The following is a 14,070-nucleotide window of genomic DNA, read 5'->3' on the forward strand; positions in this document are numbered from 1 at the left end:
CGTGTATAAATATAGAATAGATTGTAATTAGTATAGCAAAAGCATGTAGGCAATACGAATCGTATCTTTATTAGAATATACAGTATAAATAGTATGACTTAATCAATTGAAAGTTGGAAAAACTATGCTACTTTTTCAATCCAAAAACAATGATAGACTTCAGACTGCTAATCACCCTTTAGAAATAATCACACCATTGGGAAATATTCGGTTGGTACTAGATGCTGGAGCAGGTAATCTGCTTGATGACACACATACATGCCAGCAACTGAAAAATGGTGGATACATCTATACATGGAAATATGAACACGTCCATATTGAAATGATCCTTTCCCATCCAATCATTCCGCTTCCAGTACATATGGTAGTCGATGGTAGTTGTGGTCTATTGATTAGAGTAATGAATGTAGGTAGCGAGTTGTCTTTGAAATGTACAGCGTATTGGTCAGAGCACCAATGGATCACAGGTGGAAGTAATACCGGTCAATATTTAGAAGCTTCCATATGGGAAGACGATTATTATTCTGTATGTATAGGAACTGAAGATAGCGAAGCTTTGTTAGATCGGATGAAAAATAAAAAGCTTATGCCTATTTCGATTGAAGATGAGGAAGGGTTAACTTTTAGTGATATGAATAAAATAGGGATCTATTTATCTTCTATAGAAAGTCATAGGATCTGTCAGTTCCATTTTTATATCTCTTGGAAAAGGTATACTGATCATGAAGATTTCGATACATGGTATGCTGTAGATCAGCAAGCAGAATTAATTTTAGAACATGAAGGATATTGCTAGCTGAAATTATGGATTATCTTTGGTTTACTATAAATAGATTATGAATTGATATAAATACGAAAATATAAGTAAAAGACCACTCTTTTTATGCAAAGATTGGTCTTTTTTATTTAGATTCTATGATCTGCTATAAATTTATCCTTTTTGAGTCCAAATAAGATCAAATCTTGGTCTTTTGCATTTGTACAGATCACTTGGCGTCGAACTCCTGCTTGAATACAGCCTAACTTCAATCTCATATACATAGAACCTTCGTGACCTTCTAATACATAATCATTAAATTTGTTTAATCTTTGTTCAAAAAAGCATATGTAATAAAAATGGTAATTTTAGCGAATTATTCGCTAATTTACACTGAGGTTCATTTGAATAAAGTATGCTTATCTTTATATCCGAAAAGGAGGATGAAGATGAGTATTATTGAAGATTTGTATTATGGGAAATTGAATCCAAGTGAGCAAATAATACCGAAAAGTTCGGAATATCACTATAACGTAGCTAAAATATCAGATATGCTAAATAAGCTTAAAGTAGATTTATCTGCAAAAAACTACGAAAAAGTAGAAGAAATCTTAGAATTACAGGGGATATTAACTTCCATTTCTTTAGCTTCTGCTTATCGCTATGGACATCAAATAGGAACTTTGATGATGGTTGATATTTTTGGAAAAGATAATCAGGCATAAAAGATGGATGATTACTACGAATAAATAGCTATCACTATTTTTAATTTCTTATATATTATGGAGGTTAAATCATGACAGAACGTATTCGCCCAAAAATAGTCTTTATTGATATTGATGGCACATTGGTAGATGATGATGGTAATATTCCTCTTTCTGCACAACAAGCTTGTCAGCAAGCACGTCAGAACGGACATTTACTTTATTTGTGTACAGGACGATCCAAAGCGGAGATTTACGATAGTATTTGGGAGATTGGGTTTGATGGACTAATTGGAGCAGGTGGAGGATATGTCGAGTTCGGAGAAGATGTTTTGTATCATAAAAAGGTAACCGCAGAAGATGTACGACATATGGTCGATTTTTTCAATCAGCATCAGATCGACTTTTACTTAGAATCCAATTCGGCGCTATATGCCAGTAGCAATCTTCAACCTCATTTAGAACGACGCATCTATGGAGATATTGAGAATGATCCAGTCGCACTGGCAAAAAAAGAATCTCAACCGCATCCTTTTATCACAGGATTAACGTATGGCGAAGCCGATCTATACAAAGACGATGTGAATAAAGTCTGTTTTCTAGAAAGTTCCACGATTCCTTTTGAACAGATTAAGCAAGAATTTGAAGGAAAGTTTCAAGTGATGCAATGTACTGTTCCTATATTTGGCGAAGGTAGTGGAGAGCTAGTCATCCCTGGAATACATAAAGCTTTGGCGATAGCAGACTTGCTCGAACATCTGGGTATGTCCCGAGAAGACACGATTGCGATTGGCGATGGCATGAATGACGCTGAGATGTTAGAGTATTGTGCGATCGGGATAGCAATGGGAAATGCGAAGCCAGCTCTGAAAAACATTGCAGACGATATTACAGCAACTTTAGCAGAAGATGGTCTATTTTTAAGCTTTCAGAAATACGGACTTATTGAATAAGATTGTCTATAAAAATAAAGTTATAAATCATATTAAAGAAGCAATAACAGTTAGATGTAAGCCTAACTTTATTGCTTTTTTATTTTATTTTGTAAATTTATTATTTTTGTCTTTTATCCGATATAGATAAAGAATACTTAATTTGGTTAAATTTGCACATTAAATAAATATTTGTTATACAGTAAAATAGAGTGATATTGAGCAATGAATAACGATAATGTTACACATACATTGGAGGGAAATCATGAACGAAATGAGTCAGCTTGAAATGGTGACGGACGAATTGGTGATACGTACTTTGCAAGACAATTTGGCTATTATACGCTTTGGTACGAATCGTAAAATTGCTTATGTGAATCCTATTTTTGCAGAAGTCGTTAAATATTCACCAAATCAAATGATTGGTATGCACCATAAAAATTTATGTTTTCCTGAATTTGCAAATAGTATCGAGTATGAAAAGTTCTGGGATAGTCTACTTTCTGGCGAAACCTTTCACGATAAAATAGAACGCAAAGATGCACACGGTAATGCAATCTGGCTAGAAGCCACTTATATGCCGGTATGGAACAAAAATAGAAATGAAGTCATTGGCGTGACCAAAGTGGCTACAGATATTACAGAGCGTCAAGGTGACCTCTCTTGTGTCGTAGATGATCTCCAAAAAACAGCACAAGCACTTAACATTCGTTCATCCGCAGGTATCGAGCAGAGTCAAGAACTACTCAATAGCATGAACAGAATTGTGGAATCATCGACGACAAATACAACAACACTGATTAATTTGCAAGAACAAGCATTAGAGATTCAAGGCATTGTACAGACGATTCGTAAAATAGCATCACAAACACATATGCTGGCTCTAAATGCAGCGATAGAAGCTACACATGCAGGTGAATTTGGACGAGGGTTTAATGTAGTGGCTAGAGAAGTACGTAAGCTATCTTCGATGGTACAAGATTCGATTATCGAAGTGAAAAAAAGCGTAGATTCGATGAGTCTAGAAGTGCAGAAAATTTCTAATGGCACAGACGATGTAAGGCAAAGTGTGCAACAAGGGGAAGAGCAAGTCAATACGGCAATGAAAGCTTTTACAGATATCGCTTACTCTGCTCAGATATTAGATATTCAGGCGCAGAAGGTAGCGAAGATTATATAAGAAGATTTATCGTAAAAAAGAGCTTTATATCCTATAAAGCTCTTTTTGCTGTTCTTTCATCAGTAATAGTGAGTTGTTTATGATGATGTGTATTAAAAAAGGAATTTTAGGGTTCTTGAGTTAGTTTTACTATTTGGTTATTCACCTCTATACTACTTAAACCTCCGTGATAACAAACAACAGATGCAATATCGAAATTCAAATATTTTCGTAACGAGCGACGAGCTGAATCTATATCCGGCGTAGTGGGTGTATGAATTCCTTGGAGTTGTCCATTTACACTGTACATCGAATCACCAGCAATTAACGTTTTACTTTGTTTTAAATAAAGGCTAATATGACCAGCCGTAAGCCCTGGCGTGTGAATAACATGAATGCCACCACAAAAAGGCAGTTCTTGACCATCTACTAAAATATCATTTACTTTATCCTTGGGAGGGTTCTGAAGATGACTATCTTTTAATAGTGGTAATTCTCCTTGAATATAAGGTTTATCTAGTTCATGTGCATACACTGTAATAGAGTGATTAGGATTTTGTAACATATCTGGAAGGTTACCGATATGATCTACATCTTGATGGGTCAAAATAATCACTTTGAGCTGATCCAATGATACAGCTGTTTGTTCTATAGCTAGGCGTAAATCTTCTATTTGTCCCGGGAATCCTGTATCGATCAAAATAGCCATTTCTTTATCCCATACAAGCACAGGATGAATCTTGTTTCCGTGAAAATCAAGTTCAAGCATGTCTACCCCTTTAGCAACTTCCATTATTTTACCCCTCCATAATTTAAAAGTATGTGTATATAAATATTGAAATTTTTATGATCAAGTAAAGTTTATTTATAGCAAAAGAAAGATGGATCCAGTAGTTCACTTTGTAAACGAATAAAGACGATCAAAAGATACGCAAGCGGATCAAAGGTTGATAATAATCATACATAATAAGAAGAATCGTCCACTGTTAAAACAATAACCATGAAGCTCAAAAGAATGATTTTAACTTTGAACACAATCGAAATGTTTTCAAGTATACGTTATTTGAGTTTGAAGGGAATAAGCTTTTTTCTTCTCTTCCGATTGCTCACATCTATTTAGGGTAAAATAATATCAAGTATATAATCTAAACTAGAAGTGGTGGTGTCCTATGTCAACGAGTAATACATCCAATAGATTAGCGCAAGAAAAATCTCCTTATTTGCTCCAACATGCTCATAATCCGGTGAATTGGTTTCCTTGGGGAGAAGAAGCTTTTAACAAAGCCAAAGCTGAAAACAAACCTATTTTCCTCAGTGTAGGATATTCTACTTGTCATTGGTGTCATGTAATGGAAAAAGAATCTTTTGAAAATGAGGAAGTAGCTGAACTTCTCAATGAATCTTATATTTCGATCAAAGTCGATCGTGAAGAGCGACCGGATATCGATAATTTATACATGGCGTACTGTCAGGCACTTACCGGGCAAGGGGGATGGCCTTTAACGGTATTGCTAACTCCTGATCAGAAGCCGTTTTATGCAGGTACTTATTTTCCAAAAGAGACTAAGTATGGTCGTATCGGTATGATGGATATGCTGTCTCAGATTCGTGATAAATGGACAGAAGATCGTGAAAATATTGTTAAATCTGGCGATGATATTGTAGAACGAATGAACCGTCAGCAGACGAAGATTACACAGTCCGGTCAATTTAGCGAAGAACTTGTACATCGTGGGTACAAAACATTTGAAAGTTCTTTTGACGAAGTCTATGGTGGGTTTGGAGGAGCACCTAAGTTTCCGACACCTCATCACTTAATGTTTCTAAGTGCTTATTCTCATGTGTATCAAGAACCTCAAGCATTGAATATGGTACGCAAAACGTTAGATCATATGTACAGTGGTGGGATTTATGATCATATTGGATTTGGATTTTCTCGCTACTCCACAGATGAGAAATGGTTAGTTCCTCATTTTGAGAAAATGTTATACGATAATTCATTGTTAGCGATCGCTTATCTGGATGGATATCGTCTAACAAGTGATACCAAATATGCACATATTGCAGAATCTATTTTTACTTATGTATTACGTGATATGACTTCACCTGAAGGTGCTTTTTACAGTGCTGAAGATGCTGACTCCGAAGGGGTTGAAGGAAAGTTTTATGTATTTACACGCGATGAGATTGAAGAAGTGTTAGGGTTAGAAGAAATGCATAAGTATTGTAATGTATACGATATTACACCAGAAGGCAATTTTGAAGGCAACAATATTCCTAACCTTATTCCTTTTTCGACAACAGAAATAGCGGAGCAACGTGATCTCAATGAACTGGCATTACGCACCGATCTAGAAGAAGCTCGCCAGAAATTATTTGATTACCGGGAGCAACGTGTTCATCCTTCCAAAGACGATAAAGTATTAACCGCTTGGAACGGTATGATGATTGCGGCTCTCGCTAGAGCCAGCCAAACGTTGCAAAAGCCTGAATATGCACAAGCAGCAGTCAAAGCGGCTGATTTTATTTGGGAACATATGCGCCGTGAAGATGGTCGTCTACTTGCACGTTATCGTGATGGAGAAGCTGCCTATAGTGCTTATGTAGATGATTACGCTTATCTGATCTGGGGCTTACAGGAGTTATATGAAGCGACAGGGATGGCGAAGTATCTGCAATATGCGATAACGCTCAAAGAGCAATTGATCACTCTATTTTGGGATGAACAGCAAGGTGGATTTTATTTTACAGGTCAAGATGGAGAGCAACTGATTACGCGTACAAAAGAAATCTATGATGGAGCAATGCCATCTGGTAATTCTGTGGCTGCATGGACGTTAGCCAAATTAGCTGCTGTGACCCAAGATATAGAATTACGTCAATATGCCGAACAAATTGTGACTACATTTACAGGGACTGCTGAGCAATATCCAACAGGTTATTCTATGTTACTGCTAGCAGGGCTACAATTATTACAAGGTAATCAAGAAATTGTGCTTGCAGGAAAAGTGGAAGATATCCATTTTCAAGAAATGATTGCTGAAGTGCAAAAAGCTTATTTACCATTTGCTTCTCTTATTATTCATGCTGATGGAACATCAGGTGAAGCGATTCGTGAGTTGCTGCCTCATTTGCAAGATAAAGGTATGCAGCAGAGTCAAGCGACTGCGTATATTTGTGAAGGCTTTGTATGTCATGAACCATTGACGACAGTCGAAGCGCTACGTGAAAATGTGCATCAATCAGCGCTAAGTCTATAAGCAGCGCTAAGTCTATAAGAAGCCAAAGCCTGATCTACTATTTTCTATACTACTAAAATAACAACAACATATTACTGCAATCTATTGTCAATAGTTCATATAAGCGTATTCTACATGTAGTTAAGTAGAGTGCGCTTATTTTTTATCTCTCTGATTCTCTAGTAATTTAAAATCGTATCGTATAAAATAACAAAGTTAGCAGTAATATACATAGATGAATAGGAGTTAGATGAAATGAATGGAGTAGCAACAACGACTTATGGATACGCAGGATTTTGGAAAAGAACAGCGGCTACATTGATTGATGGTTTTATTATAGGATTTGGGGTATCTATTTTGCTCGGTATTCCGTTTATCCTCGGATTTGTGAATGGAGTATGGTTGAAAGAAGAATATGAATATACTACGCAAGATATCACTTTTCTGATTATGTTTTATATTTTCTATGCCATTGTTGAATTGGCAGTACCATGGCTATATTATAGCTTGTTTGAGAAATCCAAATACCACGCCACACCGGGTAAAATGGCTGTAGGTATTATTGTAGTTGATCGTTATTTTCAACCGGTTCGCTTTGGTAGAGCAACAGGAAGGTATTGGGCTAAAAATTTGTCATACATGATTTTATGTATCGGTTATATGATGGCAGGTTGGACACAATACAAGCAAGCACTACATGATATGATCGCTAGCACGTATGTTGTAAATAAAAAAGATTGGGAACAATATATGTATATGCAACAACAGCAACAAGCAGCATCTTGGAATCAACCAGAGATGTCTCCTTATTTACAAAAAGACCAGCAAGAGTGGAAATAAGTTTTAAGAAGATTAATCTAGGAGTGGTTACTATACTGTATGCAGGGTTTTGGAAAAGGTTCGCAGCGATATTAATAGATGTCGTTATTTTAAGCATTTCATATTTAATCATCAGTTTTATATTGAGTATAGTTATTATCGGTATTGTCCATGTAACAGATGATTCACTGGGGAGCGAAGTATCTATAGGTTCGCTACTGCCTGTTATTTTTCAATTATTATCAGGATTAACAACGTGGTTGTATTTTGGTTGTTTTGAAAAGTCTAAATACCAAGCGACTCCAGGTAAAATGCTACTTGGCATCAAAGTTGTTAATCGTTCTATGCAACGTATAGGTTTTGGACGTGCAGTAGCGCGTTATTGGTTAAGATTATTATGTAATCTCACACTAGGGATAGGATATATTATTATCGGATTTACCAAGTATAAGCAAGGGATTCATGATATGATTGCAGATACGTATATTGTAAATAATCGAGCGCTTGATAATTATTTATATGAACAGCAATATCAGCCACAATCACAGACCGAATATCCTTTGAATTTGAATAAAAATATGTAATTATGAGCATCTTTATCATCATGAGTGTGTATATTAAGAGTCTATTTTGCTGCAAGCAAAGTAGGCTTTTTTTATTAAAATAAGTTCCAAATAATCTAATACAATCGCTTCCTCTACATAATTGTAATCGTTACCTATCACATAAATGGAAGAAAATGACGAAAATAAACATATAAACCTACTCTGAAGGAGAAGTATCATGAGTATATTGATTGTAGATGACTCCAGACTTAATCTTGTCTTTTTGCAAAATGTACTTGATGCAGCAGGATACAAGAATATACAGACCGCTTCTTCAGCTCAAGAAGCATTTGATATTCTAAGTATTCGAGATCAACTTTCTCCTCGTAAAGCAGCGGCAATCGATTTGATTTTACTTGATATTGTGATGCCAGGGATTGATGGTATTGAAGCTTGTCGCATTATTAAAAGTTGTACCGTTTATCAGGATTTGCCTATCATTTTTCTAACTGCAGATCGGATTCATTTCAAAGAAGCTTTTAATGCAGGCGGTATGGATTTTATCGAAAAAGGCGGGCCTGATTACGAACTGCTAGCACGAGTTCAATCTGCAATTCGACTCAAAAAAGAAATGGATTCGCGCAAAGTTCGAGAAGAAAAAGTACACAAAGAACTTCAATTGGCCAAACATTTACAACGTAGCGTGCTCAGTCCGCCGATCAATGAACCTGCTATTCGAGTGCATAGCAGCTACCTACAATCAACAGAAGTATCTGGCGATATGCTGTATTGGAAAATGTTCGATCCACAGCATTGTGGTGTACTGCTGATCGATGTGTCCGGTCATGGAATATCTGCTGCCCTGATCAGTATGTCGATTCGTTCACTGCTCGATGGTATTGTAGGTGTAGTCAAAGAACCTCATCTGGTATGCGAAGAATTGAACAAGAAGATGAGAGCATTGTTTGGTAAAAATCGTCGAGCTGCTTACTTTACAGCAATCTATTTATTTATCGACTTGGAACGAAAGCAAATCGAATATTTTAATGCAGGTCATCCGCCGGGATTGCTATTTCTCAAAGACCAGTATCCTACACAATTGACCGGAACCACCGTACCAATCGGTATTCAAAATGATATGAAATTGGATACTGCTATCGTGACGTACGATACTCCTGCAAGAATTGTTTTATATACAGATGGATTAGTCGAAAAACCCGGTGTCTCTATTCATGCTGGTATTGAAAAGCTAGAGCATTATGCTCAAAGTCTATATTATTTGGAAAATGAAGCGTTCGTTATAAAGTTAGAACGCTTAATTCAGCATCGTAAAGATGATGTGTGTATTATTTCGATCGAGTTACCATAAGCAAGGTATGGAGGAGGCACCCCTGATGGAGCGTAGTGTGATAGCTAGAGCCAAAACAGTGCAAGAAGCCGTAGAACAAGCACTTTCTTTACTCGATGCCACCAAGCAACAAGTGAGCATTGAAGTGATGGAGAGTGAAGCTAAAGGCATGCTAGGGCTCTATTCCAAACAAGCGGTAGTCAAAGTCACTTTGAAAACAGAAGAAATCACCGACCAGACGATAGAAGATACACAAGAATCGTTACCGATATTAGTAGCAGAAGCTGAAACGATCATTAATATGCAAGCGCTACATCTCGAACAGCCAGTAGCTTCTCCTGCTATGGAAGCAACAGAAGGAAAAATATGGGTAAAAGAAGGACAGATACATTTTCATTCACAAGGGCATCAACAACCGACTATTAGCACAACCGATAATGTATATCTCTGGATTAATGATGTGCCGATTATAGCAGGAGAGACTGTAAAGTTAGCAGCTACCGATATTGTACGATATGAAGTCGAAGATAAAATAGTAGAACCTGTCTGGAATATTCATATTGATGATAAAGCGATGAAGGTCAACTTGAATATCGAAGTAGGCTATGTCATTATAAGAAAAATTATTTCTGCGCAACCTACGTTACGATTGGTACTTAGAGCGGAAGAAGAGAAGCAGTATATACCGATCGAACCGATAGCAGTACGCAAGCAATTGGTTGAGCAAAAAGTAATTTACGGCTTGGATCATGATGAAGTTAAGCGGGCTTGTGCAACAACAGTCAATGGTACATTTCTAATTGGAGAAGGAAAACCACCTGTTGCCGGAACAAATGGACATTTTGAAATCAAAGTCGATACCAAAACTCGTAAAGTACAACCTAAAATGCGTGAAAATGGAACGATCGATTATCGTGAAATTAAAGAGTTTCCTTGTGTAGATGATGGGGATTTGATAGGGATTGTTCATCCCCCTATTTTAGGAATTAACGGATTAAATATTTTTGGAGAATCTATACCTGCTCCGCCTGTCACCGGTGTTATTTTGTTAACAGGGCAGGGTGTTCAAGTATCTCAAGATGGATTAGAAGTGACTGCTACACGTACAGGTATGCCAGAAGTGATTACACAAGGTCGCCATATTAAGCTCGCTATTATTCCTAAGTTGGACCATCGCGGAGATGTTACTTTACAAACAGGCAATATTCATTTTCAAGGCGATGTCGATATTAATGGAACTGTACAAGATACGATGAAAGTCGAAGCAGATGGAAATATTCAGATTAAAGGCAATGTGAATATGGCGGAGATCATAGCAACTCAGTCGTTACAAGTAACTGCTAATGTTATCGGAAGCGAAATCGCAGTCGGGCAGTTGTTTCTTTTTTACGGTCAAGCTGAACCGATTTTGCAAATGATTTTAGAACAGACCGAGTTTTTGACGACAGCGATAGAGCAGTTAAACCGCGCAGCAGCTTTTAAAATAACAGATATTGATCAACATGGGCTTGCTCCTCTGCTGGATGTGTTATTTCGTGGACGGTTTAAAGAGTTGCATCAACAATTACAATTATTTATTCGTACCACTGAAGAACACAAATCGTTAATCAATGAAGAATGGCAGAAATATATTAAAGAAATTAAAAATGGTTTTTTGAATGTGGCGATGAGTCATTTTAGAACAGCAAATGATTTGGAACGATTTGTAAAACGAACAGCTTACCTGTTAGATCGAGTCGTTTTGCCTCAATTGGATCATATTTTTGCACAATTTCATTATATTCAGAATAGTCAGATTCTTGCAGGTGGACCGGTACAAGTGAAAAAAGGATGTTATAACACACAATTACGTTGCTCTGGTGTGCTAGAAGTAACCGGATTTCTACGGGGTGGCGATTACTATGCTGCCAAAGGAATGCATATTCAAGAAGCAGGAACGATAGGTAGCAATTCCACCAAATTAACAGTCAAAGAAGATGCAGTTATTTATGTAGATAAGTTACTAGGCGGAACTATTCTACAGATCGGATCTAAAATGCATCATTTTAAAGAAGATACCTTGAATGTCAAAGCACGATTGAATCATGATCGCCAATTCGTATGGTAGGAGAGTGAATAGCATGTTTGCATATAAAATAATCATAGATGAAGTACAGGCCACAATACATTTTGAAGGTGATATTGATATAGATGCTGGAGATGTATTGGAAGATGAGATTGAGCCGGCTGTATCGCCGTATACGAATATTGTATTAAATTTAGAAAAAGTATTTTTTGTAGACTCTTCAGGGATCGGTCTTATTATTCGTTTGGTACAAGTGTTACAAGAGTTAGGACGTAATGTGTATATTGAACAGACTCAACCGGAGGTTATGGAAGTTTTTGAATTGCTTCAACTGGATGAGATTCTAGGCAAGGAAATTTTTAGATAATGAAAGAAAAGAACGGCTATACCATATTACTCAGCCTGGTAGGATTGGCTAGTATGGTATATATGGTCCGCGAGTGGCATTCAATTGTATTATTTACAATTGCGCCTATTTTGTTTCTTATCGTTTTACTCGATCTGTTTCCGGTCAGATTACTAAGCGGTGAGGAATATAGCGGAAGTCTGGTTGGATTTCTTATTCTTGCACTTGCTTTTGGATATAGCCCGGCTATTTTAGGGATCGTAATTAGCACGATTGTATCGTATGCCCGTAAAAAGAATTTTGATATTCGGCAAATGAATCTATTTCGAATATGCTCTGCTTTGGGCAAAAGTGTGATCAGTCTGTATTTGTCATATCAGGTCATGGAGTTTTTTGATCCATTTTCAACATATCTACGAGCAGGATTAGGTTCACTGGTATTTAGTCTGGTCTATATGTTGCTAGTAGCAGGCGCTTCGACTACGATTATCGGTACTCCTTTTCTCAATGATATGGTGCTTAAATTAAAAGAATTAATTGTACCTGTTTTATTATGTACAATTATTGTTCCGCACTTTTTGAGACATATCTCATTAGGAAATATAATGTATGAAACGGTCTACATTTTACTGTTTTTATTACTGATTATCTTTTTATCTCATGGTTTTATCCGTCAATTGCAGATTCGTATGAAGTCTTCTGAAGAATTTATTCGCTTGAGTGAATTAAGAATCTCACAGCGAAATGAAGGGCATGGCAAAAATACAGGTATTCTTTGTCAATACATGTTAGAACTACTTGCCTACCCGAAAAAAAGAAGAACAGACTTGATCAATTACACTACATTGCACGATATCGGTAAATCGTTATTGCCCATGGAAATTTTAACCAAACGTGGGGCGCTCTCTTTAACAGAAGAAAAAGAATACCAATCCCATACGACAGAAAGTTTTAATATTATTTTATCGATTAGTGGAGATAAAAAAGCAGCAGAATGGGTACTTCATCATCATGAACGTTATGATGGAAAAGGATTTCCGGCAGGGTTAAAAGGAAACGATATCCCTTATGAATCCCGAATTATCGCATTATGTAATCATCTAGAACATTTGCTTAATCGTTATGCTGAAGATGGGGAAGTGTTACGTCAATTACAACAACTTTCTGGTAAAGTATTAGATCCCAAATTAATTCAAGCGATCACGTTAGAAATGATTACTACAGTACGACAATTGATTATTACCAAGCCATTATTGCAAGAAACCGATTTGATCCATGTGGAACTCCAATCGATTGAAGAACATAAAGAAATGAGCGGATTTACAGGTGGTACGGTATTGCTTAAATACAGAGACAACGATAGTTTGCATGATATGGAAGATGCTAATCTCAAAGAACAATTAGCGATATTGGCTGAACATGCGCTTCGTGTGTCCGAGAATTTTTATGAAGTCATTCAAAGTAAAAATAAAACATTTGAAGCTCATTTTTATCCTGAAAATAGCTGGGTAGCCATCGTATTAACCGATATTACGCCTGCACTAGAATATCGTGAACAATTACATCAAAGTACTATGCGGTCGTATAAAGATGTGATCGAAACACTTTCAAAAAGTAAAATCGATATCTGCTTAGAACAACAAGAAATAGAGCAACACTTGGGATCACCTTTAGCTCAAATGGATATTATAACTAAAAGTGACGTATCTTCAGGTCGCTCTTTAGTGATGGAATATATCCCTGAAGAGTTAAAAATCAATCAACCGAAAAAATTAATGCATATTAAGCTGGCTGTATCAGAAGGTGTAACCAATCTGATCAAACACGCAGCCAATGGTAAATTGTCGGTTTATAGCAAGTGTAACGTACTGCAAATTTATATTACCGATCAAGGCTCTGGTATTCCGATTCATGAATTGCCTAAAATGATATTAATTTCTGGTTATAGTAGTAAGCGTTCATTAGGTAAAGGATTTGCTTTGATGTATACGTCAGCCGATCGAATTATGGTGCATACCAGTTCGAAAGGAACTTCAATTTTGTTAGAATTTGATATGCTTTTAGAAGAAGCAAGTTAATGATAGTAGAAAGTAGCTATCATTAACTTGCTTCTTATCAATTACGATAGTATATATTGCATAGACACAATAGAAGAT

General features: G+C 36.5%; 13 protein-coding genes. 11 read left to right on the top strand and 2 right to left on the bottom strand.

Annotated features, from left to right (window positions below):
- Positions 1-196: 196 nt before the first annotated feature.
- Entirely contained in the window at positions 197-796 is a 600-nt protein-coding gene (locus PQ460_RS09960; protein ID WP_274172534.1) for a hypothetical protein, read from the top strand.
- Positions 797-906: 110 nt separating this feature from the next.
- Here the strand turns inward: PQ460_RS09960 and PQ460_RS09965 are convergent, their stop codons facing one another.
- Positions 907-1,035 (bottom strand): hypothetical protein, encoded by a 129-nt coding sequence (locus PQ460_RS09965; RefSeq protein WP_274172535.1) that lies wholly within the window; start codon positions 1,033-1,035, stop codon positions 907-909.
- Between the two features lie 171 nt (positions 1,036-1,206).
- Between PQ460_RS09965 and PQ460_RS09970 the strand changes: the two genes are divergently transcribed.
- The 3 genes from PQ460_RS09970 (at position 1,207) to PQ460_RS09980 (ending at position 3,573) form a co-directional block, all read left to right on the top strand.
- Complete coding sequence (locus tag PQ460_RS09970) at positions 1,207-1,482, top strand: DUF6809 family protein (RefSeq protein WP_274172536.1); 276 nt, start codon at positions 1,207-1,209, stop codon at positions 1,480-1,482.
- A 71-nt stretch (positions 1,483-1,553) separates the two neighbouring features.
- Positions 1,554-2,414: a Cof-type HAD-IIB family hydrolase gene (locus PQ460_RS09975; protein ID WP_274172537.1), complete on the top strand. Its 861-nt coding sequence runs from the start codon at positions 1,554-1,556 to the stop codon at positions 2,412-2,414.
- A 244-nt stretch (positions 2,415-2,658) separates the two neighbouring features.
- Entirely contained in the window at positions 2,659-3,573 is a 915-nt protein-coding gene (locus PQ460_RS09980) for a methyl-accepting chemotaxis protein (protein WP_274172538.1), read from the top strand.
- 106 nt (positions 3,574-3,679) lie between these two features.
- On the opposite strand, the gene PQ460_RS09985 is transcribed toward PQ460_RS09980, so the two are convergent.
- On the bottom strand, positions 3,680-4,345 hold the full coding sequence (locus PQ460_RS09985; RefSeq protein WP_274172539.1) for an MBL fold metallo-hydrolase: 666 nt from the start codon (positions 4,343-4,345) through the stop codon (positions 3,680-3,682).
- A gap of 376 nt (positions 4,346-4,721) precedes the next feature.
- Here PQ460_RS09985 and PQ460_RS09990 point away from each other — a divergent pair, with 376 nt between their 5' ends.
- The 7 genes from PQ460_RS09990 to PQ460_RS10020 all read left to right on the top strand — a co-directional run bounded on the left by PQ460_RS09990 (position 4,722) and on the right by PQ460_RS10020 (position 13,992).
- Positions 4,722-6,812, top strand: a complete 2,091-nt coding sequence (locus PQ460_RS09990) for a thioredoxin domain-containing protein (protein ID WP_274172540.1) — start codon at positions 4,722-4,724, stop codon at positions 6,810-6,812.
- Positions 6,813-7,046: 234 nt separating this feature from the next.
- Positions 7,047-7,631, top strand: coding sequence for an RDD family protein (locus PQ460_RS09995; protein WP_274172541.1), 585 nt, complete (start codon positions 7,047-7,049; stop codon positions 7,629-7,631).
- Between the two features lie 23 nt (positions 7,632-7,654).
- Entirely contained in the window at positions 7,655-8,194 is a 540-nt protein-coding gene (locus PQ460_RS10000) for an RDD family protein (protein WP_274172542.1), read from the top strand.
- 199 nt (positions 8,195-8,393) lie between these two features.
- A complete protein-coding gene (locus PQ460_RS10005; RefSeq protein ID WP_337994003.1) occupies positions 8,394-9,524 on the top strand; it encodes a PP2C family protein-serine/threonine phosphatase in 1,131 nt (376 codons plus the stop codon).
- Positions 9,525-9,549: 25 nt separating this feature from the next.
- Positions 9,550-11,610, top strand: a complete 2,061-nt coding sequence (locus PQ460_RS10010; protein WP_274172543.1) for a FapA family protein — start codon at positions 9,550-9,552, stop codon at positions 11,608-11,610.
- A 13-nt stretch (positions 11,611-11,623) separates the two neighbouring features.
- Positions 11,624-11,935, top strand: a complete 312-nt coding sequence (locus PQ460_RS10015; protein ID WP_274172544.1) for an STAS domain-containing protein — start codon at positions 11,624-11,626, stop codon at positions 11,933-11,935.
- Complete coding sequence (locus tag PQ460_RS10020; protein WP_274172545.1) at positions 11,935-13,992, top strand: HD domain-containing phosphohydrolase; 2,058 nt, start codon at positions 11,935-11,937, stop codon at positions 13,990-13,992. Before PQ460_RS10015 ends, PQ460_RS10020 begins: the two co-directional genes overlap by 1 nt.
- Positions 13,993-14,070 lie beyond the last annotated feature (78 nt).

The sequence above is a fragment of the Paenibacillus sp. KACC 21273 genome (genome assembly GCF_028736095.1).
GTDB lineage: Bacteria > Bacillota > Bacilli > Paenibacillales > Paenibacillaceae > Saccharibacillus > Saccharibacillus kyungheensis.